The 25,960-nt window shown below is 62.5% G+C and carries 27 protein-coding genes and 1 pseudogene; 18 read left to right on the top strand and 10 right to left on the bottom strand.

Annotated features, from left to right (window positions below):
• Window positions 1-458: 458 nt before the first annotated feature.
• Together ACLEJR_RS21585 and ACLEJR_RS21580 are read left to right on the top strand one after the other, a co-directional pair.
• Complete coding sequence (locus tag ACLEJR_RS21585) at window positions 459-1,142, top strand: Crp/Fnr family transcriptional regulator (RefSeq protein ID WP_440793174.1); 684 nt, start codon at window positions 459-461, stop codon at window positions 1,140-1,142.
• The gene (locus ACLEJR_RS21580; protein WP_440793176.1) at window positions 1,139-1,339 is read left to right on the top strand and encodes a protein DnrP; all 201 of its coding nucleotides are present in this window, start codon (window positions 1,139-1,141) and stop codon (window positions 1,337-1,339) included. The genes ACLEJR_RS21585 and ACLEJR_RS21580 overlap by 4 nt, the downstream gene beginning before the upstream one ends.
• 4 nt (window positions 1,340-1,343) lie before the next feature.
• On the opposite strand, the gene ACLEJR_RS21575 is transcribed toward ACLEJR_RS21580, so the two are convergent.
• The 6 genes from ACLEJR_RS21575 to ACLEJR_RS21550 all read right to left on the bottom strand — a co-directional run bounded on the left by ACLEJR_RS21575 (window position 1,344) and on the right by ACLEJR_RS21550 (window position 7,123).
• Window positions 1,344-3,182 (bottom strand): nitric oxide reductase activation protein NorD, encoded by a 1,839-nt coding sequence (locus tag ACLEJR_RS21575; protein WP_440816360.1) that lies wholly within the window; start codon window positions 3,180-3,182, stop codon window positions 1,344-1,346.
• Between the two features lie 147 nt (window positions 3,183-3,329).
• A complete protein-coding gene (locus tag ACLEJR_RS21570; protein WP_440816357.1) occupies window positions 3,330-4,757 on the bottom strand; it encodes a cbb3-type cytochrome c oxidase subunit I in 1,428 nt (475 codons plus the stop codon).
• Window positions 4,758-4,760: 3 nt separating this feature from the next.
• Window positions 4,761-5,201, bottom strand: a complete 441-nt coding sequence (locus ACLEJR_RS21565) for a c-type cytochrome (RefSeq protein WP_245138113.1) — start codon at window positions 5,199-5,201, stop codon at window positions 4,761-4,763.
• A gap of 280 nt (window positions 5,202-5,481) precedes the next feature.
• Entirely contained in the window at window positions 5,482-5,739 is a 258-nt protein-coding gene (locus tag ACLEJR_RS21560) for a cytochrome C oxidase subunit IV family protein (protein WP_440793183.1), read from the bottom strand.
• A 12-nt stretch (window positions 5,740-5,751) separates the two neighbouring features.
• On the bottom strand, window positions 5,752-6,336 hold the full coding sequence (locus ACLEJR_RS21555) for a cytochrome c oxidase subunit 3 (protein WP_440816354.1): 585 nt from the start codon (window positions 6,334-6,336) through the stop codon (window positions 5,752-5,754).
• Entirely contained in the window at window positions 6,320-7,123 is an 804-nt protein-coding gene (locus ACLEJR_RS21550) for a CbbQ/NirQ/NorQ/GpvN family protein (RefSeq protein ID WP_440816351.1), read from the bottom strand. The genes ACLEJR_RS21555 and ACLEJR_RS21550 overlap by 17 nt, the downstream gene beginning before the upstream one ends.
• A gap of 198 nt (window positions 7,124-7,321) precedes the next feature.
• Here ACLEJR_RS21550 and ACLEJR_RS21545 point away from each other — a divergent pair, with 198 nt between their 5' ends.
• The 11 genes and pseudogenes from ACLEJR_RS21545 to ACLEJR_RS21495 all read left to right on the top strand — a co-directional run bounded on the left by ACLEJR_RS21545 (window position 7,322) and on the right by ACLEJR_RS21495 (window position 16,613).
• A complete protein-coding gene (locus ACLEJR_RS21545; RefSeq protein ID WP_440816348.1) occupies window positions 7,322-9,016 on the top strand; it encodes a cytochrome D1 domain-containing protein in 1,695 nt (564 codons plus the stop codon).
• 24 nt (window positions 9,017-9,040) lie between these two features.
• Window positions 9,041-9,352, top strand: coding sequence for a c-type cytochrome (locus ACLEJR_RS21540; protein ID WP_440793191.1), 312 nt, complete (start codon window positions 9,041-9,043; stop codon window positions 9,350-9,352).
• Window positions 9,353-9,531: 179 nt separating this feature from the next.
• Window positions 9,532-9,861, top strand: a complete 330-nt coding sequence (locus ACLEJR_RS21535; RefSeq protein WP_440793193.1) for a c-type cytochrome — start codon at window positions 9,532-9,534, stop codon at window positions 9,859-9,861.
• A complete protein-coding gene (locus tag ACLEJR_RS21530; protein ID WP_440816345.1) occupies window positions 9,858-11,036 on the top strand; it encodes a cytochrome D1 domain-containing protein in 1,179 nt (392 codons plus the stop codon). Before ACLEJR_RS21535 ends, ACLEJR_RS21530 begins: the two co-directional genes overlap by 4 nt.
• Window positions 11,037-11,038: 2 nt before the next feature.
• The gene (locus tag ACLEJR_RS21525) at window positions 11,039-11,497 is read left to right on the top strand and encodes an Lrp/AsnC family transcriptional regulator (protein WP_440816342.1); all 459 of its coding nucleotides are present in this window, start codon (window positions 11,039-11,041) and stop codon (window positions 11,495-11,497) included.
• Window positions 11,494-12,006: a siroheme decarboxylase subunit beta gene (gene ahbB, locus ACLEJR_RS21520; RefSeq protein ID WP_440816339.1), complete on the top strand. Its 513-nt coding sequence runs from the start codon at window positions 11,494-11,496 to the stop codon at window positions 12,004-12,006. The genes ACLEJR_RS21525 and ahbB (ACLEJR_RS21520) overlap by 4 nt, the downstream gene beginning before the upstream one ends.
• A complete protein-coding gene (locus ACLEJR_RS21515) occupies window positions 11,999-12,442 on the top strand; it encodes an Lrp/AsnC family transcriptional regulator (protein WP_440816336.1) in 444 nt (147 codons plus the stop codon). Before ahbB (ACLEJR_RS21520) ends, ACLEJR_RS21515 begins: the two co-directional genes overlap by 8 nt.
• Window positions 12,417-12,920 (top strand): annotated as a pseudogene (ahbB, locus tag ACLEJR_RS21510) (siroheme decarboxylase subunit beta); the annotation flags it as partial. The gene ACLEJR_RS21515 and the pseudogene ahbB (ACLEJR_RS21510), both read left to right, overlap by 26 nt.
• A 145-nt stretch (window positions 12,921-13,065) precedes the next feature.
• Complete coding sequence (gene nirJ, locus ACLEJR_RS21505; RefSeq protein ID WP_440816333.1) at window positions 13,066-14,238, top strand: heme d1 biosynthesis radical SAM protein NirJ; 1,173 nt, start codon at window positions 13,066-13,068, stop codon at window positions 14,236-14,238.
• A gap of 45 nt (window positions 14,239-14,283) precedes the next feature.
• Window positions 14,284-15,120: a uroporphyrinogen-III C-methyltransferase gene (gene cobA, locus ACLEJR_RS21500; RefSeq protein ID WP_440816330.1), complete on the top strand. Its 837-nt coding sequence runs from the start codon at window positions 14,284-14,286 to the stop codon at window positions 15,118-15,120.
• On the top strand, window positions 15,117-16,613 hold the full coding sequence (locus ACLEJR_RS21495) for a cytochrome D1 domain-containing protein (protein WP_440816327.1): 1,497 nt from the start codon (window positions 15,117-15,119) through the stop codon (window positions 16,611-16,613). Before cobA ends, ACLEJR_RS21495 begins: the two co-directional genes overlap by 4 nt.
• Window positions 16,614-16,893: 280 nt before the next feature.
• On the opposite strand, the gene ACLEJR_RS21490 is transcribed toward ACLEJR_RS21495, so the two are convergent.
• From ACLEJR_RS21490 to ACLEJR_RS21480, 3 genes are all read right to left on the bottom strand, one after another.
• Window positions 16,894-18,078, bottom strand: a complete 1,185-nt coding sequence (locus tag ACLEJR_RS21490) for a porin (RefSeq protein ID WP_440816324.1) — start codon at window positions 18,076-18,078, stop codon at window positions 16,894-16,896.
• A 482-nt stretch (window positions 18,079-18,560) separates the two neighbouring features.
• A complete protein-coding gene (locus tag ACLEJR_RS21485) occupies window positions 18,561-19,835 on the bottom strand; it encodes a glucarate dehydratase family protein (protein WP_440793210.1) in 1,275 nt (424 codons plus the stop codon).
• Window positions 19,832-21,229 (bottom strand): MFS transporter, encoded by a 1,398-nt coding sequence (locus tag ACLEJR_RS21480; RefSeq protein WP_440816321.1) that lies wholly within the window; start codon window positions 21,227-21,229, stop codon window positions 19,832-19,834. The genes ACLEJR_RS21485 and ACLEJR_RS21480 overlap by 4 nt, the downstream gene beginning before the upstream one ends.
• 110 nt (window positions 21,230-21,339) lie before the next feature.
• Here ACLEJR_RS21480 and ACLEJR_RS21475 point away from each other — a divergent pair, with 110 nt between their 5' ends.
• The 3 genes from ACLEJR_RS21475 (at window position 21,340) to ACLEJR_RS21465 (ending at window position 23,517) form a co-directional block, all read left to right on the top strand.
• Window positions 21,340-22,236 carry a LysR substrate-binding domain-containing protein gene (locus tag ACLEJR_RS21475; RefSeq protein ID WP_440793214.1) on the top strand — a complete coding sequence of 299 codons (897 nt, stop codon included), beginning with the start codon at window positions 21,340-21,342 and terminating at the stop codon, window positions 22,234-22,236.
• 284 nt (window positions 22,237-22,520) lie between these two features.
• Entirely contained in the window at window positions 22,521-22,955 is a 435-nt protein-coding gene (locus ACLEJR_RS21470) for a nuclear transport factor 2 family protein (protein WP_440816319.1), read from the top strand.
• Window positions 22,956-23,277: 322 nt separating this feature from the next.
• On the top strand, window positions 23,278-23,517 hold the full coding sequence (locus ACLEJR_RS21465) for a hypothetical protein (protein ID WP_440816316.1): 240 nt from the start codon (window positions 23,278-23,280) through the stop codon (window positions 23,515-23,517).
• Between the two features lie 76 nt (window positions 23,518-23,593).
• Here ACLEJR_RS21465 and ACLEJR_RS21460 read toward each other — a convergent pair whose 3' ends face one another.
• The gene (locus tag ACLEJR_RS21460) at window positions 23,594-24,517 is read right to left on the bottom strand and encodes a LysR substrate-binding domain-containing protein (protein ID WP_440793218.1); all 924 of its coding nucleotides are present in this window, start codon (window positions 24,515-24,517) and stop codon (window positions 23,594-23,596) included.
• 128 nt (window positions 24,518-24,645) lie between these two features.
• Between ACLEJR_RS21460 and ACLEJR_RS21455 the strand changes: the two genes are divergently transcribed.
• Both ACLEJR_RS21455 and ACLEJR_RS21450 read left to right on the top strand, forming a co-directional pair.
• Window positions 24,646-24,852 carry a tautomerase family protein gene (locus ACLEJR_RS21455; protein ID WP_025213530.1) on the top strand — a complete coding sequence of 69 codons (207 nt, stop codon included), beginning with the start codon at window positions 24,646-24,648 and terminating at the stop codon, window positions 24,850-24,852.
• Window positions 24,853-25,153: 301 nt separating this feature from the next.
• On the top strand, window positions 25,154-25,888 hold the full coding sequence (locus ACLEJR_RS21450) for an SDR family NAD(P)-dependent oxidoreductase (protein WP_440816422.1): 735 nt from the start codon (window positions 25,154-25,156) through the stop codon (window positions 25,886-25,888).
• Window positions 25,889-25,960: the final 72 nt, after the last annotated feature.

Genomic DNA, 25,960 nt, shown 5'->3' with positions numbered 1-25,960 from the left:
CTACCTCAAAGTGTCCTTTGCAAGGGGCTTGCCGCAATTGCCTCGCGATCATGCCAAGGCACATATGAATATGCCCCCTGTGGGAGCGAGCTTGCTCGCGATGGCGGTCGCACATGTAGCATCGATGCAACCTGCCCTGCCGCAATCGCGAGCAAGCTCGCTCCCACAGGGACCCTCAGGGTACTTAGAACCCTATCAGGGTTCTTTTAACCCTGTCGCATTTGGGTCATTTTCACCCTCTACCTCCCGAACCTTGCTGAATACCTGCCCCCCAGCGCCTGGCCCGGCTCTTGCTCAGCCAGCTCATAGACTGTCTATCCGGGCCCCCTCCATGAAGTACATCGCTCTGCCTTTGACCTGGTTCGTCGTGCTGTCCTGCATCCTGGCACTCGCCAGCGGCCTGTCCCTGAGCCTGATCTGATCCGATCCATTTCCCGTCTTAAAAAGGATTCCATCCCATGGTGCTCCACCGCATCCATCACCAGATTCTGCGCAGCCATCACCTGTTCGAGCCGTTGAACGAGGAACAACTCGACGAATTGATGAGCACCAGCCAACTGTTGAACGTCGACAGGGGCGAGCCGCTGTTTCTCCAGGGCGAGCCGGCCCAGGCGTTTTATTTCGTGATCGCCGGCGCAGTGAAGATCTATCGCTTGACCCCGGACGGCCAGGAAAAGGTCTTCGAGGTGATCGGCGAGCGCCAGACCTTCGCCGAAGCCATGATGCTGATGGACACCCCCAACTACGTCGCCTCTGCCGAAGCGGTCGGACCGACCCAGTTGTACCGGCTGTCCAACGCCACCTACATGCGCCTGTTGCAAAGCAACAGCCGGCTGACCTTTGCCCTGCTCGGCAAGCTCTGCGTGCGCCTGCACCAGCGGGTCAACGAGATCGAGACGCTGTCACTGAAGAACGCCACCCACCGTGTGGTGCGCTACCTGCTCACGCAGCTGGTGCGCCTGCAAACTGTCGACAGCCAGTTCGAACTGCCGATGGCCAAGCAGCTGATCGCCGGGCACCTGTCGATCCAGCCGGAAACCTTCTCGCGGATCATCCGGCGCCTGATCGACGAAAAGATCATCACCCAGGACGGTCGGCAGATCGCAATCCTCGACCGCCTGCGCCTGGAGCAGTTCGAATGAGCCCGCAACCCACCTGCCTGTACTGCCAACGGGCCTATCACGCCGATGAAAGCGAATGCCGCCAGTGCGGCATGCCCTTGCCGACCGAAGCGAAACTGGCCGGCGAACGGCGATTGCGGCGGTTCACCTGGTTCTGTGTCGGCTTGACGCTGTTCTGCATCGTCATGTTCTTCTGGCTGCCCCGCGACATCGGCTGAACGCTCAATCCTGGGTCAATTGCCGGTACAACTGCACAAGGCGCAGCGGCAGTTGCGCAGGCTGGCGAATCAAGGTGTAGCCATTGGCGCCGAACATGTACGGCAGATAGTCCCCCGCCTCACGGTCAATGGTGATGCAGAACGGCGTCAGCCCCTGGCGCCGCGCTTCGAGCACCGCCTGGCGGGTGTCTTCCACGCCGTAGCGTCCCTCGTAGAGATCCAGGTCATTGGGTTTGCCGTCGCTGAGCAACAGCAACAGTTTGCGCCGCCGTTTGCAGCCCGCCAGCCGTTGTGTAGCGTGGCGGATCGCTGCACCCATGCGCGTGTAATAACCGGGTTTGAGACCCTGGATCCGGCCACGGGTGTGGTCGTCGTAGCGTTGGTTGAACGTCTTGAGTTCATGCAGCCGCACCTGTTGGCGGCGCAACGAGGAGAACCCGTACAAGGCGAAATCGTCCCCCAGCACCGAGAGGGTCTCACCGAACAGCAACAGACTGTCGCGGATCACTTCGATCACCCGATGCTCGTCGTTGAGGTGGGCGTCGGTGGACATCGACAGATCCGCCAGCAACAGGCAGGCCAGGTCGCGGCGGGTCTGGCGTTGTTCGAGGAACAGGCCGCGTTCGCTGCATGGGCCGTGCTGGCGCTCGACGTGGAAATCCAGCCAGGCTTGCAGGTCCAGCTCCGCCCCCTGGGTCTGCTGGCGCAGCCATTGGCGGTCGTTGCGCAAGTGCTCGAACTGGCGGCGCAAGCGTTGCGCCGCAGGACGCAGGCGTACCGGCAGCGGCTGGGGTTCGCAGTCACGGGGAATAAAGGTCTGCAGGCTGACGTAGTCCTCCTGCAGGCGCTGTTTGCGGTAGTCCCATTCCGGCAACAGAACGCCCTCGCCCAGGGGGATGTCATCCACGTCGGCCGGTGGCAAGTCCAGATGCAGCTTCAAGCCACCCCCTTTGCGCAAGCGGGTCCGCGACAGGCTCAACTGGTCGAGGTCTTCGGCAACGCGGGCGGCGTCCGGATCTTCGCTGTCATCGGCCCAGCGATCCAGGTCAACGTGCTCGGTCCAGCTGAACAGGTTTTCCAGGCGCACGATCAGCAAGCCGCCGTCGCGGGTGGTTTCGTCGATCCGCTCGGCGCGCTTGCGACCGCCCTTCTGCTCACCTGCCGGGGTCGCCAGGTATTGCTCGGATTCCTCCAGGTCGGCGGCCTGGGGATCGGCCAGGTGTTGCGCAGGATACAGCCACAACGGCAGCGGCCAGGCCGCCCGTTCGCTGCGCGGAAACTGCTCGACGCTGCCCGGTTCGCGCAACGCCTGGCACAGCGCGCGCTCCAGGGCCGCTTCGGCCGGGTTAAGACTGGCCGGGTCGGGGCGCAAGGCCAGATGCGCCTCCACCAGGCGCCGATAGCGCGCACGCATTGCCGGATAGCGTTGCAACACCGCCAGGGTCCAACGCTGGTTGTCACGCGCCCAATGTTGCATCGGCCCGGACTGCGCGGCCAACAAGGCGAGCCAGCGATACAGTTCCTCGTTCAGCCGGGTATCGGGAAGCACCGCCAGGCTCGCTGGCAAGCGCAGGTTGTCACCATCGCACCAGGCCAGGGGCATCTGTTTGCAAGTGCCGGCGATCTGCCGCAACAGGTTGCGGCGCAGCAACACATCGCGGTCGCTGACGGCTTCCACCCCCAGGTGACGAGCCCCGCCCGTGGCCCGCAGCAACACTCGCAAGGCGCGTTGCCGATCCATCAGCTCGACCCGCGCCTCGGGAAAATCCGTGCTGGCGCGGCGGGTAATGAAACGGTGCCAGACACTGCCGACCCATTCTTCCAGCTCCAGGGTGAATGCCATGCTTTCCTCCTCCCAAACCGAACCCATGGTGGCGAGGGAGCTTGCTCCCGCTGGGCTGCGCAGCAGCCCATTTTTGTGAGCGCTTCGCACTCATGCGGGAGCAAGCTCCCTCGCCACTAATGAGTCCGGCTTAATCGCTGTGGTAACTCACGAAGGCACCACCGCCGCCGACGCCCGCTGGGCCGCACGGCCACGCTGGCGGAAGCTGAGCAGGTAGCAGAGCAAACCGGCCAGGAACCCAACGCCGCTGAGCAGCCGTGCCCAGAACAACGGTTTCAAATGATCCACCGTCGCCATGAACGGCAAGGCGCTGCCGTCGGCCATCCAGCGTTGCAACCAGACCTGGACCACACCCGCCGCAGTGAGGAACAGAGTGATCAGCACCATCGACAGGGTCATCAACCAGAAGCCCCAGATTTCCAGGCGCTGGGAGCGTTCATCCGCCGCTTCGCCCAGGCCGCGCAAGCGAGGCATGGCGTAGCTGATCAGCGTCATCACGATCATTGCATAGGCTCCGTAGAAGGCCAGGTGACCGTGGGCCGCGGTCAGTTGCGAACCGTGGGTGTAGTAGTTGACCGGTGCCAGGGTATGCAGGAACCCCCAGACGCCGGCGCCGAAGAATGCGGTCACCGTGGTGCCCTTGGCCCATAGCGTGGCGGCGCGGTTCGGGTGTTGCCGGCGACGATTGCGCACCATGCTGAAGGCGAATATCACCATCGCCAGGAACGGCAGCGGCTCCATTGCCGAGAAGATCGAACCGACCCACAGCCAGACCTCGGGCGCACCGATCCAGAAGAAGTGGTGACCGGTGCCGATGATGCCGGTGATCAACGCCATGGCGATGATCACGTAGAGCCACTTCTCCACCACTTCCCGGTCCACCCCGGTGATCTTGATCAGCACGAAGGCGAGCATCGCCCCCATGATCAGTTCCCAAACGCCTTCGACCCACAGATGCACCACCCACCACCAGTAGTATTTATCGCGGGCGAGGTTTTCCGGGTTGTAGAAGGAGAACAGGAAGAACACCGCCAAGCCGATCAAGCCGGTCATCATCACCATGCTGACCGTGGTCTTGCGCCCCTTGAGCAGGGTCATGCCGATGTTATAGAGAAAGCCCAGGCACACCACCACGATGCCCATTTTGGTGATGGTCGGCTGCTCCAGGAATTCACGGCCCATGGTCGGCAGCAGGTCGTTGCCGGTGACTTTCGCCAGCGTCGCGTACGGCACCGACAGGTAGCCCAGGATTGTCAGCACCCCGGCGATGGCGAACACCCAGAACAGCAGCAGCGCCAGTTTCGGACTGTGCAGCTCGCGATCGGCCTCCTCCGGTACCAAGTAATAGGCCGCGCCCATGAAGCCGAACAGCAGCCAGACGATCAGCAGGTTGGTGTGGACCATGCGGGCCACGTTGAAAGGAATCAGCGGGAACAGGAAATCGCCGATCACGTATTGCAGGCCCATGATCAAACCGAACAGGACCTGGCCCAGGAACAGTATCAGGGCAAACACGAAATAGGGTTTGGCAACGGCCTGCGAGGCGAATTTCAGATGCGGATTAGCCATGCTCATCTCTCAGCCCTCCTTGTTTGGCGGCCAGCCATTGGTATTGATTTTCGAACTCCACTTGAGGAATTCGGCGATGTCGTCGACCTCCTGCTCGCTGAGGTTGAACTGCGGCATGGCCCGGCGCCCGGGAACGCCCAGCGGCTGCATTTTCATCCAGGCGTGCAGGAACGGCTTGAACGCTTCCTCGCCGCCGCGGCGGTTGACCACATTGCCCAGCTCCGGCGCAAAGTACGCGCCCTCGCCCAGCAGGGTATGGCAGCCGATGCAGTTGTTACGCTCCCAGACGCCCTTGCCGCGGATCACCGATTCGGTCAATTGCGCCTGGTTGCTGCGTTCTGGAAAGGTCTGTTCCGTGTGGTAGGTCAAGGCCAGGAATATCAGGAAGAAGAACACGCTTCCCCCGAAGTAAATATTCCTGGCCATGCCTTTGGTGAAGGTATCTGACATGGTCACTTCCTCATTGCTTGGCGTGACCATTCTAGGAAGCGAGCCCCTCGAAACCGCTTGATGGCGATCAAGAATCTCCGATGGTTTTGGTGGGTTGTTCCGGCACAGTCCGAAAGACAGGCAGGCTTTTGTGGCGAGGGAGCTTGCTCCCGCTGGGCTGCGAAGCGGCCCTAAAACCTGCTGGCGCGGTGTATCAGGCAGATTGAGTGGTTGCTATGGGGGCTGCTGCGCAGCCCAGCGGGAGCAAGCTCCCTCGCCACAACGGAAGGTGCGCCGGGATTCAGATCGTGCGTGAGATGACGATCCCTATAACGGTCGCAAGCACCACCGCCCAGCTCAACACCAGCCGCCGCCACAATCGCGGCGCGTGGCGCAGTTCCATGAAGCCGTCGGCGATCAGCCAGGCCTTGGTCACCGCGACCACCAGGATGGCGATGGACACCAGGCCGGTAGCTGCGATCTGGCCCAGGGCAACGGTGCCGGTGCTCAACACGGCCAGCGTCATCCAGCAGGCGATCAGGACACGGGAAGCCGACATGCATACCTCCGCTCAATCAAGGATGTAGACAACCGGGAACAGCAGCACCCAGACCAGATCGACCATGTGCCAATACAGCACGCCGGATTCCAACCCACTGTTGCGTTGCGCCCGATAGCGACGTCGCCGACACCCCTCGGCCAGCCAGGCGAGGATCACCATGCCCAGCAACACATGGAGAAAATGAAACGCGGTGAGGATCCAGTACAACGTGAAGAATGTGTTGTGCTCCATCCCCAGGCCGTTCGCCAATAGATGGGCGTACTCCGTGAGTTTGATCCCCACATAACCGCAGGCGAGCAGCAACGCCACACACAATAACCGTGCGGCGCGACGCGGCCGGTCTTGCCTGACCTGCTCCTGGGCCAGCGCGGCGAACAGTCCGGCGGTGAGCAGGCTGAGGGTCATCGCCAGGCCCGTGGAGCGATCCAGCAGATGACGGCCTTCGCTGAACGTCTGTGGGTCCAGCGCCTGCGCGACGGTGAACGCCAGGATCAGCAGCGCGAACACCGACAGCTCGGCGAGGATGAAAAACCACATCGCCAGGTCACCCGGCAGCCGTCGCGATGGGGTAACGGCTTCAGCCAAAGTGGACATCGACCACATCCATCAGCGCAGCAACGGTCTGCGGGTCGTCACTCAACGGTTCGGCCAGGCATGCGAGGCAGGCCTGGCGCGAGTCCATGCCGGAGCCGATCATCCGTGCGGCGAAGATCAGCAGCCGGGTCGAAGCGACCTCTTCCAGGTCATGCTGATCGAGGCGTCGCAGCGCCTGGCCGAGTCGCACTACCTGGCTGGCCAGGGCCATGTCGACGTTGGCTTCGCGGGCGACGATGCGTTCCTCGTCGTCCACTGTCGGATAATCGAAACGCATCGCCACGAAGCGCTGCCGGGTGCTGGGCTTCATGCCTTTGAGCAGGTTCTGGTAACCGGGGTTGTAAGACACCACCAGCATGAACGACGGCGGCGCCTGGAGCACTTCCCCGGTGCGTTCCAGGTACAGCTGCCGACGATCATCGGCCAGCGGGTGCAACACCACGGCCGTGTCCTGGCGCGCCTCGACCACCTCGTCCAGATAACAGATACCACCCTCGCGCACCGCACGGGTCAACGGCCCGTCCTGCCACCAGGTGCCCTGGGCGCCGATCAGATGCCGGCCCACCAGGTCGGCCGCGCTCAGGTCATCGTGACAGGCCACGGTGTACAGCGGCAATTTCAGACGGTGGGCCATGTGCTGGACAAAACGGGTCTTGCCGCATCCGGTCGGCCCCTTGATCAGCACCGGCATGCCGTGGCGCCAGGCCTGTTCGAACAGCGTCGGTTCGTTGTCCTGGGCTTGATAGAAGGGTTCGTCCGGCTGTTGCAGAGGGTGGATTGCGTTCATGGCACGACCTGCTCGGATTAATCGATTGCGCCTCACGCTACGGGGCCCTGCGACAACCTGGCAAGGGCCGCGGCCGGCAAACTTGATCGCCGTCAAGCGGCTGACCACCGGCCTGGGCATAGCCTTGCAACGCACCCAGAAGCTGCGCGCCGAAGGTCAGTTGCAGCGCAGCACGGGTCACGCCTGAGGAGAAATGGAATGCTGATCAGCCACAAAACATCGTCGGCGCTGACGATCACAGCAATGGGGGTCTCGGCGCTGTGTGCGGCGTTGGCCGCACCCTACGCTGTCGCCGACCAACCCACCGCGCAAGAGTCACCTCGCCTGGTCAAGACCGAAGGCGCCCCGGACCTGAGCCAGGCCGATTTCGACGCGGCCAAGGAAATCTATTTCCAGCGTTGCGCCGGTTGCCACGGGGTGCTGCGCAAAGGCGCCACCGGCAAACCGCTGACTCCTGACATCACTCAGGCGCGCGGCCAGGCCTACCTGGAGGCGCTGATCACTTATGGCTCGGCCGCCGGCATGCCGAACTGGGGCACCTCCAACGCCCTGACCAAAGACCAGATCACGGTCATGGCCAAGTTCATCCAGCACACCCCGCCTACGCCGCCGGAATGGGGCATGGCCGAAACCCTGAAAACCTGGAAAGTACTGGTCAAGCCCGAGGACCGGCCGAGCAAACAACTCAACTCGTTGAACCTGCAGAACCTGTTTTCGGTGACCCTGCGCGACGACGGCAAGATTGCCCTGGTCGACGGCGACAGCAAGCAGATCGTCAAGCTGATCGACACCGGCTACGCGGTGCACATTTCGCGTATCTCCGCATCGGGGCGCTACCTGCTGGTGATCGGTCGCGACGCCAAGATCGACATGATCGACCTGTGGCCGAAGGAGCCGACCAAGGTCGCCGAAATCAAGGTCGGCATCGAAGCCCGCTCGGTGGAAACCTCCAAGTTCAAGGGCTACGAGGACAAGTACACCATTGCCGGTTCGTACTGGCCGCCGCAGTTTACCATCATGGATGGCGAGACCCTGGAGCCCAAGCAGATCGTCTCGACCCGCGGCATGACCGTCGACACCCAGCAGTACCACCCCGAACCGCGGGTCGCGGCAATCATCGCCTCCCATGAATGGCCGGAGTTCATCGTCAACGTCAAGGAAACCGGCAAGGTGATGCTGGTCAATTACCAGGACATCAAGAACCTCACCATCACCAGCATCGACGCCGCGCCGTTCCTCCACGATGGCGGTTGGGACAGCAGCCATCGCTACTTCATGACCGCTGCGAACAACTCCAACAAGGTCGCGGTGATCGACTCCAAGGAACGCAAGCTCACCGCCCTGGTGGACGTCGGCAAGACCCCGCATCCGGGGCGCGGCGCCAACTTCAACCACCCGCTCTACGGACCGGTCTGGGCCACCAGCCACCTGGGCGATGCCGGCGTCTCGCTGATCGGCACCGACCCGGTCAAGCACCCGCAATACGCCTGGAAACAGGTCGGCTCGCTCCAGGGCCAGGGCGGCGGTTCGCTGTTCATCAAGACCCACCCGCAGTCGCGCCACCTGTATGTCGACACCACCCTGAGCCCCGACGCCAAGCTCAGTCAGTCGGTGGCGGTGTTCAACATCGACAAGCTCGACGCCGGCTACACCGTGCTGCCGATTGCCGAGTACGCCGGCATCAAGAAAGGCGCCCTGCGCGTGGTGCAGCCGGAATACAACAAGGCCGGCGACGAGGTCTGGTTCTCGGTCTGGAGCGGCCAGGAAGACGAGTCGGCCCTGGTGGTCATCGACGACAAGACGCTGAAGGTCAAGAACGTGATCAAGGACAAGCGCCTGATCACGCCCACCGGGAAATTCAACGTCTACAACACCCAACACGACATCTATTGAGCCCCATCAATAAGAGGAAAAACCATGAAGCCTATTCTGATCGCGCTGGCCCTGACCGCGGTATCGACCCTGCAACCGGCGTTGGCCGAAGACGGACCGACCTTGTTCAAGAGCAAACCCTGCGCCGCATGCCATTCCATCGACACCAAGGTGGTCGGCCCGGCTCTCAAGGACGTCGCGGCGAAGAACGCCAACGTCCCGGGCGCCCAGGAGGTGCTTGCCAAACACATCAAGGAAGGTACGCAAGGTAATTGGGGACCGATGCCGATGCCGGCCAACCCGGTGACTGAAGAGGAAGCGAAGGTATTGGCGGCGTGGGTGTTGAGCCTCAAGTAACCCCAGGCACAAAACCCTGTGGCGAGGGAGCTTGCTCCCGCCGGGCTGCGAAGCAGCCCCAACAAAGACCTGGCAACTCGTTATATCAGGCAAAAACCCAGGGGCTGCTTTGCAGCCCAGCGGGAGCAAGCTCCCTCGCCACAACAGCCATACAGGCGAATTTCAATCAGGAGGACGTCATGGAACGACACAGCGCTGCAACCCTGATGACGCTCCTGCTCCTCAGTTTTTCGGCCGGCGCGCTGGCCACTCCCGACCCGCAGCGCCAAGCCCGACTGCAACACCTGCTGGACCAGGACTGTGGCGCTTGCCACGGCCTGTACCTGACCGGCGGCCTCGGCCCGCCACTGACTCGCCAGGCATTGTCCGGCAAATCGCGCGACAGCCTCATCGCCACTGTCACCCTGGGACGGCCCGGCAGCGCCATGCCCGGTTGGGCTCCGCTGCTGGGCGCCGACGACATCCGCTGGTTGGTTGACCGGCTCCTGCAAGGAAAACCCGCCTCATGATCCGTTCCTTCCTGTCCTTGACCGCCGTCTCCCTATTGCTGAGCGGTTGCGCCCAGACACCGCTGCGCGGCACCGGCGACCTTGGCGTGGTGGTGGAGCGTGCCACCGGCAGCCTGCAAATCATCGAGAGCGACACCCGCACCGCCCTGGCCCGCGTCGAAGGCCTGGGCGACCTGTCCCATGCCTCGGTGGTGTTCTCCCGCGATCAGCGTTACGCCTATGTGTTCGGCCGCGATGGCGGCCTGAGCAAGGTCGACCTGCTCACGGCGAAAATCGAGCGGCGGATCATTCAGGGCGGCAACAGCATCGGTGGCGCGATCAGCCAGGACGGTGCGCTGATCGCCGTATCCAACTACGAGCCCGGCGGCGTCAAGGTGTTCGATGCCCGGACCTTGGCACAGGTAGCTGACATTCCGGCCACGCCGTTGCCCGACGGCCAGAAGCGCTCGCGGGTGGTCGGCCTGGTGGACGCGCCGGGCCAGCGCTTCGTGTTCAGCCTGTTCGACACCGGTGAGATCTGGACCGCCGATTTCAGCCAGGGCCTCACGCCGCGCATCGAGCGCTTCAGCGCCATCGGCCAGCAACCCTATGACGCGCTGATTACCCCGGACGGGCGCTACTACATGGCCGGCCTGTTCGGTGAAGACGGCATGGCGCAACTCGATCTCTGGCACCCGGAGCGTGGCGTGAAACGTGTGCTCGGCCATTACGGACGCGGCCAGGCCAGACTCCCGGTGTACAAAATGCCCCACCTGGAAGGCTGGGCCCTGGCCGACCAGCACGCCTTCGTACCCGCCGTCGGCCATCACCAGGTGCTGGTGATGGACACCGCCAGCTGGAAGCAGACCGACGCCATCGAGGTCGCCGGGCAACCGGTATTCGTCACCGCACGCCCGGACGGTCGGCAGCTGTGGGTCAACTTCGCCTACCCGGACAACGACCGGGTCCAGGTCATCGACAGCCAGACCCATGCCATTGTCGCCGACCTGCGACCAGGGCCAGCGGTGCTGCACATGGAGTTCACCGCCCGCGGCGACCAGTTATGGCTGTCGGCCCGGGACGGCGGCGAGGTTCAGGTCTGGAACCCGTACCGACTGGAGCGCCTGGGCAGCCTGCCCGCCGCCAGCCCCAGCGGTATTTTCTTCAGCAGTCGTGCGCACAAGCCGGGGTATTGAACATGACCGTCAACTCGCTGGCCCGGCGCCTGATCGATCGATTCCAGCATGGCCTGCCGTTGTGCGCGCAACCCTATCGGGCCATGGCCGACGCGTTGGGTTGCAGCGAAACCCAGGTACTCGATTGCCTGCGTCACCTGCAAGTGGCCGGCAGCCTGTCGCGGGTCGGGCCGGTGTTCGAGCACACCCGGGCCGGGGCCAGCACCCTCGCCGCCCTCGCGGTGCCGGAAGAACGCTTGCAGCAAGTCGCGGCGCGGGTCAGCCAATACCCTGAGGTCAATCACAACTATGCCCGGGAGCACCGCTACAACTTGTGGTTCGTAGTGACCGGTCCCGACCGCGCCCACCTGGACAGCATCCTCCAGGAACTGGAAAGCGACACCGGACTTACGCCGCTGGACCTGCCCATGCTGACCGCCTACCGCATCGACCTGGGCTTCGCCCTGGAGACCGCCCCATGACAGACATCTTGAACACGCAACAAGCCTTGCAACTGCGCCGGCAGCTGGAAACCGGCCTGCCGTTGGCATCGCGGCCTTTCCAGGCCCTGGCCGAACAGATCGAGGCCAGCGAACAGCAGGTGCTGGAGCAGGTCCGGCGCTGGCATGAACAAGGCCTGTTTCGCCGCGTCGGGCTGGTGGTCAACCATCGCGGCTTGGGTTTTGCCGCCAACGCGATGCTGGTGCTGGATGTGCCGGATGCGCTGGTGGACGAGGTCGGTCGACGCCTCGGCCAGGCTCCGGGAATCAGCCTTTGCTACCAGCGCCCACGGCGCTTGCCCCAGTGGCAGTACAACCTGTTCTGCATGATCCATGGTCGCCAACGTGACCGCGTGGAAGCGCAAGTCCAGGCGCTGCTGGCACAGCATCTGCTGGACGACCTGCCCCACCAGCTACTGTTCAGCACCCACCTGTTCAAGCAATGCGGCGGACGCTTCGCCCCACCCGCGGGAGCCCGCGCCGATGGATGATCTGGACCGCCGCCTGATCAACCGCCTGCAACTGGGCCTGCCGCTGGTGCGTCAGCCGTGGCAGGTACTGGCCGCTGAACTCGGTTGCAGCAGCAGCGAATTGCTCGACCGCCTGCACGAGTTGCTCGTCGACGGCGTGCTCACCCGTTTCGGCCCGATGTTCGACCTCGACCGCCTGGGCGGCGCGTTCACCCTGGCCGCACTGGCAGTGCCCGAAGCGCGCTTCGAGACCATCGCCGAGCTACTTGGGGATCTGCCCGAAGTGGCCCACAACTATCGCCGCGAGCACACCTGGAACATGTGGTTCGTGCTCGCCTGCGCCAGCGAACAGGCGATCAGCGAAACGTTGTTGCGCATCGAGCGACTGACCGGCCTGGTGCCGCTGAACCTGCCCAAAGAGGAGACCTACCATGTCGGCTTGTACTTCCCGGTCTGACCCGGCGCTGGAGCATCCATCCCTGGCCCTGCGCCTGGTGGAGCTGACCCAGGCCGGCCTGCCCCTGCTGGAAGATCCCTGGGCCTGGCTGGCGGAACAACTGGGCTTGAGCGTGGAGTCGACCCTGGACCTGCTCAAGCGCTTGCAGGCCGAAGGCGCGATCCGGCGCATCGCCGCCGTGCCCAACCACTATCGCCTCGGTTATCGGCACAACGGCATGACCGTCTGGGACGTGGCCGACACAGAGATGCCGCGCCTCGGCGCCCTGCTCGGTGCGCAGCCCTTCGTCAGCCATTGCTACCGACGTCCACGCCGGCCCGGTTGGCGTTACAACCTGTTCGCCATGGTCCATGGTCGCAGCCGCGAAGAAATCGACAGTTACCGCGACCACCTGCGCTACCTGCTGGGCGACGCCTGCGTCGCCGACGACATGCTGGTGAGCAGTCGGATCCTGAAGAAAACCGGCCTGCGCCTGGCCACCGTGGGAGCGACGCTTGCTCGCGAAACAGGCGCCTCGGTTTCTGATGGACCGCATCAGCTTCATCGCGGGCAAGCCTTGCTCCTGCCACATGGGGATAAGCCGCGCTGAACCCACACGTCGATCGAAATCGAAGGAGCGTTTCATGTTAAGGATCAGCCATTACCTGCGCGCCCTGGCCGGTCAATGCCCGGCACCGCGCAGCGCACCGCCGGGCAGTAACCGCCCGCCCGTGGTGATCTGGAACCTGCTGCGGCGCTGCAACCTGACCTGCAAGCACTGCTACGCGACCTCGGCTGACAGTCAGTTTCGCGACGAACTGGACACCGACGCCGCGCTGCAAGTCATCGACGACCTGCATGACGCCGGTGTGCGCGTGCTGATCCTGTCCGGCGGCGAACCGTTGCTGCGCGCTGACGTGTTCGAGCTCAGCGCCTATGCCCGTGACAAAGGATTTTTCCTGGCCCTGTCCACCAACGGCACGCTGATCGACGAAGGCAACATCGAGCAGATCGCCGCCGCGCGCTTCGATTACGTGGGCATCAGCATCGATGGCCTGGAAGCGACCCACGATGCGTTCCGCCAGCTCAAGGGCAGTTTCGCCCGCTCCATGGCGGCGATCCGGCTGTGCCGCGAGCATGGAATCCGGGTCGGCTTGCGCACCACCCTCACCCAGCACAATCAAGCCCAGCTCCCACGCTTGCTGGAGCTGATGGATGAATACGACGTGCAGAAGTTCTACCTGTCGCACCTCAACTACAGCGGCCGAGGCAAGCGCAGTCGCAAGCTCGACGCTCGGCAACAGATGAGCCGCGAGGCCATGACCTTGATCTTCGAACGGGCCTGGCGCGATATCGAGCAGGGCCGCGACAGCGATTTCGTCAGTGGCAATAACGACGCCGACGCCATTTTGCTGCTGCAATGGGTCGCGGCCCGCCAACCCGTCCATTACGACGCTCTGGAACAGATGCTCCGGGCCTGGGGCGGCAATGCTTCGGGCAGCGGCATCGCCAACATCGACAACACCGGCGAGGTTCATCCCGATACCTACTGGTGGCAGCACTCGGTGGGCAACGTGCGCCGCACGCCGTTCAAGACCCTCTGGTGCGACCGTCCCGACGCCCTGCTTTTGCAACTGCGCGAACACCCACGCGCGGTCGGGGGCCGCTGCGGTCAATGCCGCTGGCTGGAGATCTGTAACGGCAACACCCGCACCCGCGCCTGGGCCGAAGGCGACCTGTGGGGCCAAGACCCCGGCTGCCATCTGAGCGATGAGGAAATCGGCCTGGATTCGATCCCCAGCATTGCACTGCCCTGAACCGATACACCGTCGGCGAACCTGATACCGAACCAAGGAAGTCCCATGCCAGCCCCCTTCGTCTTACCCGCAGCCCTGCAATCGCCCTTCAGACCGGGGGAAGTCGCCCTGGTCGGCGCCGGCCCCGGTGATCCGGGCCTGCTGACCTTGCGTGCCTGGAGCTTGTTGTCGCAGGCCGACGCGGTGGTCTACGACCGTTTGATCAGCCCGCAACTGCTGGGCCTGATCCCGTTGTCCTGCGCCCGGCACTACGTAGGCAAGGCCGCCGGCTGTCACAGCCTGCCCCAGCCGCAGATCAACGAACTGCTGGCCGAATTGGCGGGCCAGGGTCAACGGGTGGTGCGGCTCAAGGGTGGCGACCCGTTCATTTTCGGCCGAGGTGCCGAAGAACTGGAATACCTGCTGGCGCGCGGCATCGATTGCCAGGTGGTGCCGGGGATTACTGCCGCAGCCGGCTGCAGCACCTACGCCGGCATTCCCCTGACTCATCGCGACCTGGTCAACTCCTGTCGCTTCATTACCGGTCACCTGCAACGCGACGGTGAGTTGAACCTGCCCTGGCAAAGCCTGGCAGATGACAGCCAGACCCTGGTGTTCTACATGGGCCTGTCGAACCTGGGCACCATCGCCACGCGGCTGATGCGAGCCGGCCTGGCACCAGACACCCCGGCCGCCCTGATCAGCAACGGCACGCGCCCGGACCAGCAGGTACTGCGTGCCACGCTCCGAGAGCTGCCGACGATGGCCCGGGCGTGCGCCGAAGGCCTGCCCACCTTGACGGTGATCGGCAAGGTGGTGGATTTATTCGCCCGGCAATCACTGCAACATCCGGCGCGTCTTCTCCCTGCCCCGCAATCGAGCCTGTCGAAGGTGGCACTGTGAGGGGCTGGTGGCTGGTGCCGTTGCTGTGGCTCGGCAGTGCCCACGGCGTTGCCGCGCCCCCGGCGGACCAGGCGTTGGCCGAGCGCAACTACCAGCAACACTGCCAGCAGTGTCACGGGGTCAACCGGATCGGCGGCACCGGCCCCGCCCTGTTGCCCCAGAGCCTGAGCCGGATCAAACCCGACGAGATCCGTCAGGTGATTGAGCATGGGCGTCCAGCCAGTCAGATGGCGGCGTTCGGCAAGGTGCTCGATGCCGCGCAGATCGATGGCCTGACGCAATATCTCCAGCGTCCACCCGCCGTCGAACCCAGCTGGAGCGAGGATGACATTCGCCACAGCCATCGCGTGCTGGCGGATCTCGCCAGCCTGCCGGACAAACCCCAGCACCACGCCGACCCGCTGAACCTGTTCGTGGTGGTGGAAGCTGGCGATCATCACATCGATATCGTCGACGGCGACCGTTTCGAAGTGCTGGCGCGTTTCGCCTCGCACTTTGCCGTGCACGGCGGGCCGAAGTTTTCGCCGGATGGGCGCTTCGTCTACGTCGCCTCCCGGGACGGCTGGATAAGCCTGTATGACCTGCACAATCTCAAGCTGATCGCCGAAATACGGGCCGGGCTCAACACGCGCAACCTGGCAGTGAGCAAGGACGGACGCTGGGTACTGGTGGGTAACTACCTGCCCGGTAGCCTGACGGTGCTCGATGGGCGGGATCTGTCACTGGTCAAGACCATCGCCACCCTGGATCGTGACGGCCAGGCCTCGCGGGTCAGCGCGGTCTACACCGCACCGCCGCGCAACAGTTTCATCGTCGCATTGAAGGACGTGAAAGAAGTCTGGGAATTGCCGACCGGCCCGAACCCGGACTTCGTGCCGAGGCGTATCGAGGCCGAGGACTATCTGGATGACTTTTCCTTTTCGCCCGATTACCGGCAACTGCTCGCCACCTCGCGCAAGGCCCAGGGTGGCCAGGTGATCGACCTCGACAATGGCCGAGTGGTAACCGACATCGCGTTGCCGGGCATGCCTCACCTGGGCTCGGGTACCTACTGGAAGCGCGACGGGCACTGGATATTCGCCACGCCGAATATCAGTAAGGGGCTGGTCTCGGTCATTGATTTCGATAGCTGGAAAGTCATCAGGCAGATCCCGACCCTGGGGCCGGGGTTCTTCCTGCGCAGCCACGTCAACTCGCGCTACGCCTGGACCGATGTGTTCTTCGGCCCGGACAACGATGCGATTCACCTGATCGACAAGCAGACCCTGGAAATCGCCCACACCCTGCGCCCGATGCCCGGAAAAACCGCCGCCCATGTCGAATTCACCCGCGACGGTCGTTATCTGCTGCTGAGCATCTGGGCCACCGACGGTGCGCTGATCGTCTACGACAGCGACACCCTCCAGGAGATCAAGCGCTTGCCGATGAACAAGCCTTCGGGCAAGTACAACGTGGGGAACAAGATCGAGTTTGCCGAGGGGACTTCGCACTAGCCGGCCGCTTTGGGGGCCTGCTGCGCAGGCCAGCGGGAGCAAGCTCCCTCGCCACGGGTGTACTGCTGAGGAAAGCAGTACTTCGGGGCTAACGCTGACCACTGTGGGAGCGGGCTTGCTCGCGAATGCGGTAGATCAGTCTGCACAGATATTGGATGCAATGGCCCTTTCGCGAGCAAGCCCACTCCCACACGTTACGGATGCAACGAGGCTCTTGTGGCGAGGGAGCTTGCTGCCGCTGGGCTGCGCAGCAGCCCCCAAAACCAGGCGGCCCGGTCGATCACCAGGTCAACACCGCCCCCACTGCAAAGGTATCGGTGTCTTCGTTCTGCGCACTGCTATCGTGACCGTTGATTTCGAACTGGTTGTACTCCGCCACGAGCTTGAGGTTGTCGTTGATGTCATGGAACAGCGCAATGCCGCGGGTTTCGTAATCGGCGCCGCTGCCCACCACACCGTTGCCGTCGTCGTCGGTCTTGCCGTAGGACAGCGCCAGGCGGTTCTTGCCCAGTTTGTAGGAACCCTGCAACAGGTAGCCCTTGCTGTCGACGTTGCGCAAAGTGGCCTCACCGGCATTGTTGGTGAAGAACGGATTGATGCCCTTGGCCTGGAAGCCCGAGCCTGTCAGCGACAAGCCGCCCATCTTGGCCTGTACACCGTAGCCCAGGCCTTTGGAGGTGACCGACTCGACCGTCGAGTCGGTGTTGTCCGAGGTCTGGTAGCTGCCGTTGAGCCAGCTGTAGATCTTCGCCCCGCCCAGGTCGAACTGGTAGGTGATCTCGCTCTCGGTGCGCGGATTCTCCTGGTAGGCCTTGCCAGTAGCGCTGTTATCGTTGGTGTCCACCGGGTCCATGATCCCCACCGCGACCCGCAGGCCATCCATCACCGGGGTGCGGTAGGTGATCTGCGAGGTCGGGAACGGGTACGGATAACCGCTGCCGATGTTGCCGAACGAAACCCCGCCACCGTCCACCAGGCCCAGGGAATCACTGACCTGACCATAGCCGGCGAGCAGTTCGTCCAAAAGGATGTTGGAACGGGCAAACAGGCCGAAGTCCTTGCCGACCAGTACCTCGCCCCATTCCGGATTGGCAACGGTGCCGTAGAACTGCCGCACATCGATGGCGGTGTCGGTGCCGTTGGTCTCGCTGTCATTGATGGTGACCCAGAACGAGGCACGGGCACCGAGCTTGAGGTCGTCGACCTGCTTGCCCATGTTGAAACCCAGGTAGTTGGGCAGGAACCCCATCTTGACCCGCGCCTGCCGCCGGTCGTACTGCTCCCCGGCCCGGTCCACGTCGCTGTTGACGTAGAAGGCGTTGATGTAGCCGTCGGTGGAAAAGGTGGTCTGGTCTTTGTCGTACAGCATGATCTCCGCCTGGGCCCAAGGCGCCAGGCCGAGGGAGGAAAGACTGGCGATGACCGCAGGCAACAGACGGTGGCGGGTATTTTTATTGTTGTGCATGGCGCGCTCCGCGACGTGGGACAGGATGTCGGAAGCGATTATCGAAAGGCTATGGGCAGCGCCATACGCTGCCTTGGAGGCAATTGGCGAGTGCTTTGGTGGCGCGGGTGTGGCGCGGCAGTTTGGGTGTAAGACTGCGGAACTCGCAGAAGCAATACTTCGGACCCAACCCTATCCACAATCTGGGAAGTCCGGAGATGTGGGAGCGAGCCTGCTCGCGATTGCGGTGTGTCAGCTCATATCGATATGACTGTTCCACCGCAATCGCGAGCAGGCTCGCTCCCACAGGACTGATGTCCACCCGATAATCCGTGGCGAGGGAACTTGCTCCCGCTATTGCGGTGTGTCAGCACATATCGATATGACTGTTTCACCGCAATCGCGGAGCAGGCTCGCTCCCACAGGACTGATGTCCACCCGATAATCCGTGGCGAGGGAGCTTGCTCCCGCTGGCCTGCGCAGCAGGCCCCCTGGATTTAAAGTCAGAACCGCGGCTTGACGGTTTTCCACTCCGGTCGGTAACGCTGCATCTGCCGCACGTCATCGCGCTGGCGGATGCCGCAGCTGAGGAACTGGTCATGCAGCTTGCCCAGCTGATCGCGATCCAGCTCCAACCCGAGGCCCGGTGCCCGGGTGATCTTCACGCAGCCCTCGACAATCGGCAGCTTGCCACCCTTGATCACTTCTTCATCCGGCTCCTGCCAGGGGTAGTGAGTGTCGCAAGCGTAATCCAGGTTCGGCACCGCCGCCGCCACGTGGGCCATGGCCATGAGGCTGATGCCCAGGTGCGAGTTCGAATGCATCGACACCCCCAGGCCGAACGTGCCGCACATTTTCGCCAGGGCCTGAGTGTCCCGAAGCCCGCCCCAGTAGTGGTGATCGGCCAAGACAATCTGCACGCTGTCCAGCGCCACGCTACGACGGAACTCATCGAAATCGGTGACCACCATGTTGGTCGCCAACGGCAGGCCGGTGCGTTTGTGCAACTCGGCCATGCCTTCCAACCCCGGCGTCGGGTCTTCGTAATATTGCAGGTCATCGCCGAGCAACTCGGCCATGCGGATCGAGGTTTCCAGCGACCAGTTGGCATTCGGGTCGATGCGCAGCGGGTAGCCTGGGAATGCTTGTTTCAAGGCCTTGATGCAGGCGACTTCATGCTCGGGTTCAAGCGCACCGGCCTTGAGCTTGATGCTCTTGAAGCCGTAGTCGCGGATCATTCGCCGGGCCTGGGCAACGATCTGCTGTTCACTGAGCGCCTCGCCCCAGTTGTCCGCCGGGTACGGCGAATCGATGTGCTCGGCATATTTGAAAAACAGGTAGGCACTGAACGGAATCTCGTCACGAATCGCACCGCCCAACAGGTCCACCAACGGCACGTTCAAGTAGTGGGCCTGAAGATCCAGGCACGCCACTTCAAATGCCGAATAGGCATTGCTCACCGCTTTGCTGGCATGGGAACCGGGCGCCAGTTCGGCCCCGGCGACACTGGCCGGGCGCTGTGCCGCGACCGTGGCCTGGACGATAGCGCGCAGTTGGTTGAGGTTGAACGGATCCAGGCCGATCAACCGTTCCTGAAGCTGCTGCTGGATTGCCAGGGCCGGCGCATCGCCATAGCTCTCCCCCAGGCCGATATAACCGTTGTCGCTCTCGATCTCGATGATCGAGCGCAGCGCGTACGGCTCATGAATGCCGCTGGCGTTGAGCAACGGTGGATCGCGAAAGGCGATGGGTGTGACAGTGACGCGTTTGATCTTCATACAGCGGCTCCCGATGGGCCAGGGTTCAAGGCTTGGGGTTTATCCTGTGGCTCGGCCTGGGCCACGGTGTCGGGCCGGCCGGACAGCGAATCCGGGGTGTCGCGCTTTGGTGTGGTGCGGGCGAAAAAGATCACCACGGCGGCGACCAGCGAGGTGAGGGCCAACCCATACAAGCCACCCTCGATGGATCCGGTGGTCTGCTCCAGGAACCCGAACGTCGTCGGCGCGACGAAGCCGCCAAGGTTGCCGATGGAGTTGATCAGCGCGATCACCGCCGCCGCGATACGGGCATCCAGGTACGCCTGGGGAATCGGCCAGAACAACGCCGAGGCCGCCTTGAAACCGATCGCCGCAAAACAGATCGCCACGAAGGCAAAGACCGGCCCGCCGGTGGTGGAGATGAACATGCCGAGCGCGGCAATGATCAGCGTCAGCGCGACCCAGGCCTGCTGGAACTTCCACTTGCCGGCCAACGCCGCGAAGCCATACATCGCCACGATGGAAATGATCCACGGAATGGAATTGAGCAAGCCGACCTGGAAGTCTCCCAGGTGGCCCATTTTCTTGATCATGCTCGGCAGCCAGAACGTGGCACCGTAGATGGTCAGGGCAATGGAAAAGTAGATGAAGCAGAACAGCACGATCTGTCGGTCGGCCAGTAACTTGAACACCGAGGGCTTGATCACCTGGGCGGCCTCCCGCGCCCGTTGTTCCTCTGCAATTGCGGCGATCAGGACGCTCTTCTCTTCGGTACTCAGCCATTTGGCCTGGCTGGGATGCGATTGCAGCCAGAACCAGACAAACCCACAGAGCACGATGGAGGCGAAGCCTTCGATCAGGAACATCCACTGCCAGCCGTGCAGCCCGGCCCCGCTGATGTGCAGCAAGGCGCCGGACACCGGACCGGAAATCACCGAGGCGATGGCCGAGCCACTCAGGAAGATCGCCATCGCCTTGCCGCGCTCGTTGGCCGGCAACCATTGGGTGAAGTAGTAGATGATCCCGGGAAAGAACCCCGCCTCCGCCGCGCCGAGGATAAAACGCAGCACATAAAAACTGGTTTCACCGCGCACGAAGGCCATCGCCATCGCCGCCGCGCCCCAGGTGAACATGATCCGCGTCAGCCAGGCGCGGGCGCCGTAACGTTGCAGCAGCATGTTGGACGGTACTTCGAACAGCGCGTAGCCGACGAAGAACAGCCCGGCGCCGAGCCCATAGGCCGCGGCGCCGATGCCCAGGTCGGTTTCCAGGTGGCTGCGCACGAAGCCGATGTTGACCCGGTCGATGTAGTTGACGATGAACATCACCACTACCAGTGGAAGTACATGACGTTTCACCTTGGCCGCCGCCAGTGCCAGGGTGCTGGCCTGCGTGGAGTCCGGTACGTTGTTCAAGGGTGCCTCCCGATCATTGTTTTTGTGGGGAACGGGACGATGATGATGGACGCGGTGGATTGTTTCCGTCTAATCTAACTTGGCACTTGATTGATACCCGGAATGGATCAATGTTTGAACTGGCCCAACTGCGCTGCTTTACCACGGTGGCGACCGAACTCAACTTCCGGCGCGCCGCCGAACGGTTGAACATGACCCAGCCGCCACTAAGCCGACAGATCCAATTGCTGGAACATCACCTGGGCGTCGAACTGTTCACTCGCAGCACCCGCAGCGTCGCACTCACCGCCGCCGGCCGGGCGTTTTTCATCGAGGCGCAGAACCTGCTGCAACAGGCGCAACAAGCCGCCGTGGCCGCCCGGCGCTTCGCCCAGGGCGATATCGGCTCGGTCACCATCAGTTTTGTCGGCAGCGCGGTGTATGAATTCTTGCCCAAGGTGATTGCCGAGGCGCGGCTGAAGCAGCCGCAGGTCAAGATCGTCCTGGCGGAAATGAACACCTACCAGCAGCACGAAGCCTTGCGGGCCCGGCGTATCGACCTGGGGATCGTGCGCTCACCGCTGTTGGAAACCGGCTACGCCACCGAGTGCCTGGTGCGCGAGCCTTTCGTGCTGGCGGTCCCGGCCGGACATCCGCTGGCGACTGCCGACACGGTGAGCGTCCAGGACCTGGATGCCCAGCCGTTCCTGATGTACTCGCACTCTGCCTACCCACCCTTCAACGAACTGCTCACCGGCACGCTCCGCTCGGCCCGGGTCGCGCCGCAATACGTGCAGTGGCTGGGGTCCTCGCTGACGATCCTGGCGCTGGTCAACGCCGGCATGGGCCTGGCGCTGGTGCCCCGGTGCGCCACCAGCGTGGTGTTCAAGCAAGTGGTATTCCGCGAGATCGACCTGGGCGAAGGGGTCCAGAGCGAACTGCACCTGGTGTGGCGCGAGGACAACGATAACCCGGCGTTTACCATGTTGCTGGAGGGAATTCGGGGGGCGGTTCGGGAGGGACTGTGAGCCGACGCGGTCCCGTGGCGAGGGAGCTTGCTCCCGCTGGGCTGCGAAGCGGCCCCCAGAGTCTTCCTGACACACCGGGTCGCCTGGGCGTTGTTGGGGCTGCTATGCAGCCCAGCGGGAGCAAGCTCCCTCGCCACAGAGGCACCCTGCGTTTCTCCAATTGGGTTGCTTAGCAGGATTTAATTGGAGCATCAGATATTCCCGTCGCCCTCTTCTAGTTGTACGATGACCGACGAGAATGCAACGCTCGTCCTTCTCCGATACCAACAAAAACAAGGATCCCCATGAAGAAGACTACACTCGCCATCAGCTTCCTGTGCCTGTTCAGCGGCTACGCAGCAGCGGCCGCTCCATCCGCCGAGCAAGAGGTGGCCCAGGCCGTCGATCATCTGACCCAGGCCATGCTGCACAAGGACATCCCCCAGCTCCAGGCTCTTGCCGCCGAGAACCTGACCTACGGGCACTCCAGCGGCAATATCCAGGACAAGAAGGCCTTCATCGCCGACATCGAGACCGGTAAGAGCGCGTTCAAGACCCTGGAAATGCAGAACCAGAAGATCACCTTGTCCGGGGACACGGCCCTGGTGCGCAATCATTTCTCGGCGCAGGCGCTTAAAGGCACAGAGGTGGTGCCGACTGAAATCGAGAACTTCCAGATCTGGCAGAAGCAGAAGGATGGGAAATGGTTGTTGATTGGGCGTCAGGCGTTTAGGTTCTAATATTAATACGGTTGTAGGAAACGCTTTGAAGAAAGTATGTAGGTCTATTACAGGTCTATATCGCGATTCAGGGTCACATCAGAGAGAGGCCAAGCTTGATTATAAGGTCATGACTTGGCCTACTCCGGCGGATAATGCGAACAATCAGGCAACATGAAGTCAATCCCGGATCTTCACTGAGCCGAAGGACGAAGCATAGCCAAACAGAATATCTAGCAATCCACTGCTGTCAAAAAACTATAAAAAACTGTCGACTCTTACAGTACCTTTCACAAGGCAAACCGAAAAACAATAGACTCTTCTATCTTTGGAGAGCGCGATCATGAGCATCACTGCAAATGACTTTAAAAATTATAAAGCCGGCGACCATGTAACTATTATTGCCAATGGTTCGAAAATCCATGGCTACTTCACATCGGTTCACGCGGAAAGAATCAACTTGCAGGATATGAACTTCAGGGAGCACTCATATGCTCTATCGGAGCTTTCGGAAGTTCCATCAGGAAGCTCTTTCCACGGATCGACTGATATAAGCCACCTAATAGGCGATATCGATAAATAACTATCAATAGCACACGAGCCTGGCCGCAGGACCAGGCTCAACCACCTCACAGACCCCTTGCACCTGGCCTCTTCCGTCAATCTCCGGCCCACTGTTCACGGTGCTGCAACAAAAAATCCACAAATGCCCGTACCCGTTGCGGCACATAGCGGCCGTGCGGATACAGCAATGTAAAAGGCCGTGAACGTCCGCCGAATGGCTGCAAGACTTCCACCAACCGACCGTCCGCCAGTTCCTGTTCGACGATAAATCGATAGGTCTGGAACAACCCTGCCCCATGCTTGGCCAGCGTCACCCCGCCCAGTACATCGTCCGAACAGCTGTAGTTGCCCTGGGCGAAAACCTCCCGTTCCTTGCCATCTACATTGAACAGCCAGGAAATCCGCCGCCCGCTGCTGGGCAATTCGAACTGGATGCATTCATGATCGCCGAGGTCTTCAACGGTCTGCGGCGTACCGGCTTTGCGCAGGTAATCCGCAGATGCGACCACGACCAGTCTGGCGTCCTCCAGCAGGCGGGCGATCATCGAAGAGTCCGGCTGTGCCCGCACACGAATCGCCAGGTCGTAGCCTTCTGCGACGAAATCGATGTTTCGGTTGCTCAAGTGGATATCCACGCTTACCTGCGGGTACAGCGCACGAAACGCCGGCAGCAATGGCAGGATCCGGTGATGACCGTAGGTGGTGGGCAAGCTGATGCGCAGTTGCCCGGACGGTACCGATTGCGCGCCCATCATTTCCTGTTGCGCCTCGACCAGTTGCGTCAGCGCCTGGCGGCACTGTTCGAAATAGGTCTTGCCGGCGTCCGTCAGGCGGATGCTGCGGGTGGTTCGCACAAACAACCGCGAGCCCAGGCGCTCTTCCAGGCGGAAGATCGAACGGCTCACTGCCGCCGGGGTGACACCCGCCACCTGCGCCGCTGCGGTGAAGCTGCCCGCCTCTGCTGCCAGGCAGAACAGTTCTATGCTGCCCAATTGCAAATCCTCGAAGTGCCGCTTCATGATTCGTTACACCGCGTATCAACTGAATATGCCCACTGCCTGTTTATCAGTCGGCGGCGTATAAATACAGTGGCCTTCGGTTGCGCAGGAATCTTCCTGCGCTCATCTCTCATCAGCAGGAGTGCAACATGCCATTCGTCAACGTGCGGATTACCCGCGACGGCGTCACCCGCGAACAGAAAGCCCAGGTGATCTCGGAGATCACCGAGACCCTCCAGCGCGTGCTGGGCAAGGATCCGCACCTGACCCATATCGTGATCGAGGAAGTCGATACCGATAACTGGGGCTATGCGGGAATGACGACCACGGAATATCGAAGTCTTCCCAAAGAGTGAGGGTGTTGCTTTCCAGGCCCGGTCCAGATGACCGGGCTTTTTTCTGCCTGGCGCAAGCCCTCTGTGGGAGCGAGCCTGCTCGCGATAGCGGCACATCAGTCAATACAGCTGAGGCTGGCCCACCGTTATCGCGAGCAGGCTCGCTCCCACAGTTGAACAGCGTGTGGCTCATCGATTAATTACACCACGTATCAACTCAAGTACCAGAAGCCCCATTTATCAAATCCAGGCGCAGCAATAACCTGATCCCAACCAGCGCCTCTCCCGGCGCCGCGGTTCAACCAATGTGATCAGGAGTCGAATCATGAGCAAGAAAACCGTCATCATCACCGGCGCTTCCAGTGGCATCGGCCTGGGTCTGGTCAAGGCGTTCCTGGACCGGGGCTACAACGTGGTGGGCAACGCACGTTCCCAGTCCGGGCTGGACCAGGCCGCGGCACAACTCGGTCATCCGGCCGGTTTCATCGGGGTGGCCGGCGATATTGCCGCGCCGGCGACTTCCACCGCGCTCATCGGCAAAGCCATCGAGGCGTTCGGCTCGGTCGACGGGCTGGTGAACAATGCCGGGTTCTTCCTGCCCAAACCCTTCGTCGAATACAGCCCGCAGGACCTCGAGTCGTTGCTGGACACCAACCTCAAGGGGCTCGTCTATGCCAGCCAGGCGGCGGCCGCGCACATGATCAGCCGCCGCGAAGGCTTCATCATCAACATCTCCGCCTCGGTGGCGTTGCAGCCGAACATCCAGGTGCCAGCGGCGCTGCCGGTGCTGATCAAGGGCGGCGTCAACCAGATGACCCGCGCCCTGGCCCTTGAACTGTCGCCGCACAACATCAAGGTCAACGCCGTGGCACCGGGCATCATTGATACGCCGATGCATGACCCAGCCCACCGCGAATTTCTCAACAACCTGGCCCCGGCCGGCCGCGTCGGCACCATCGCCGAAATCGCCGAGGCCGTGCTGTACCTCGCCGGCGCAGACTTCACCACCGGCGCGATCCTGCCGGTGGACGGCGGGATGAGCACCGGTAAGTGGTAGAAAAAGCTCTGGGAACGAGCCTGCTCGCGATGGGGTCCGGCCAGTCAACCTTTCATTGACTGACCCGACGCT

This window comes from Pseudomonas sp. SMN5 (assembly GCF_052041925.1).
Lineage (GTDB): Bacteria > Pseudomonadota > Gammaproteobacteria > Pseudomonadales > Pseudomonadaceae > Aquipseudomonas.
Note: the sequence above shows the minus strand (reverse complement) of the source record. Positions and strands in the feature narration are given on the sequence as shown.

Coding starts and splice junctions, on each gene's coding strand:
- ACLEJR_RS21585 (WP_440793174.1), top strand. CDS start 459: ATGGTGCTCCACCGCATCCATCACCAGATTCTGCGCAGCCATCACCTG.
- ACLEJR_RS21580 (WP_440793176.1), top strand. CDS start 1,139: ATGAGCCCGCAACCCACCTGCCTGTACTGCCAACGGGCCTATCACGCC.
- ACLEJR_RS21575 (WP_440816360.1), bottom strand. CDS start 3,182: ATGGCATTCACCCTGGAGCTGGAAGAATGGGTCGGCAGTGTCTGGCAC.
- ACLEJR_RS21570 (WP_440816357.1), bottom strand. CDS start 4,757: ATGAGCATGGCTAATCCGCATCTGAAATTCGCCTCGCAGGCCGTTGCC.
- ACLEJR_RS21565 (WP_245138113.1), bottom strand. CDS start 5,201: ATGTCAGATACCTTCACCAAAGGCATGGCCAGGAATATTTACTTCGGG.
- ACLEJR_RS21560 (WP_440793183.1), bottom strand. CDS start 5,739: ATGTCGGCTTCCCGTGTCCTGATCGCCTGCTGGATGACGCTGGCCGTG.
- ACLEJR_RS21555 (WP_440816354.1), bottom strand. CDS start 6,336: ATGTCCACTTTGGCTGAAGCCGTTACCCCATCGCGACGGCTGCCGGGT.
- ACLEJR_RS21550 (WP_440816351.1), bottom strand. CDS start 7,123: ATGAACGCAATCCACCCTCTGCAACAGCCGGACGAACCCTTCTATCAA.
- ACLEJR_RS21545 (WP_440816348.1), top strand. CDS start 7,322: ATGCTGATCAGCCACAAAACATCGTCGGCGCTGACGATCACAGCAATG.
- ACLEJR_RS21540 (WP_440793191.1), top strand. CDS start 9,041: ATGAAGCCTATTCTGATCGCGCTGGCCCTGACCGCGGTATCGACCCTG.
- ACLEJR_RS21535 (WP_440793193.1), top strand. CDS start 9,532: ATGGAACGACACAGCGCTGCAACCCTGATGACGCTCCTGCTCCTCAGT.
- ACLEJR_RS21530 (WP_440816345.1), top strand. CDS start 9,858: ATGATCCGTTCCTTCCTGTCCTTGACCGCCGTCTCCCTATTGCTGAGC.
- ACLEJR_RS21525 (WP_440816342.1), top strand. CDS start 11,039: ATGACCGTCAACTCGCTGGCCCGGCGCCTGATCGATCGATTCCAGCAT.
- ahbB (WP_440816339.1), top strand. CDS start 11,494: ATGACAGACATCTTGAACACGCAACAAGCCTTGCAACTGCGCCGGCAG.
- ACLEJR_RS21515 (WP_440816336.1), top strand. CDS start 11,999: ATGGATGATCTGGACCGCCGCCTGATCAACCGCCTGCAACTGGGCCTG.
- nirJ (WP_440816333.1), top strand. CDS start 13,066: ATGTTAAGGATCAGCCATTACCTGCGCGCCCTGGCCGGTCAATGCCCG.
- cobA (WP_440816330.1), top strand. CDS start 14,284: ATGCCAGCCCCCTTCGTCTTACCCGCAGCCCTGCAATCGCCCTTCAGA.
- ACLEJR_RS21490 (WP_440816324.1), bottom strand. CDS start 18,078: ATGCACAACAATAAAAATACCCGCCACCGTCTGTTGCCTGCGGTCATC.
- ACLEJR_RS21485 (WP_440793210.1), bottom strand. CDS start 19,835: ATGAAGATCAAACGCGTCACTGTCACACCCATCGCCTTTCGCGATCCA.
- ACLEJR_RS21475 (WP_440793214.1), top strand. CDS start 21,340: ATGTTTGAACTGGCCCAACTGCGCTGCTTTACCACGGTGGCGACCGAA.
- ACLEJR_RS21470 (WP_440816319.1), top strand. CDS start 22,521: ATGAAGAAGACTACACTCGCCATCAGCTTCCTGTGCCTGTTCAGCGGC.
- ACLEJR_RS21465 (WP_440816316.1), top strand. CDS start 23,278: ATGAGCATCACTGCAAATGACTTTAAAAATTATAAAGCCGGCGACCAT.
- ACLEJR_RS21460 (WP_440793218.1), bottom strand. CDS start 24,517: ATGAAGCGGCACTTCGAGGATTTGCAATTGGGCAGCATAGAACTGTTC.
- ACLEJR_RS21455 (WP_025213530.1), top strand. CDS start 24,646: ATGCCATTCGTCAACGTGCGGATTACCCGCGACGGCGTCACCCGCGAA.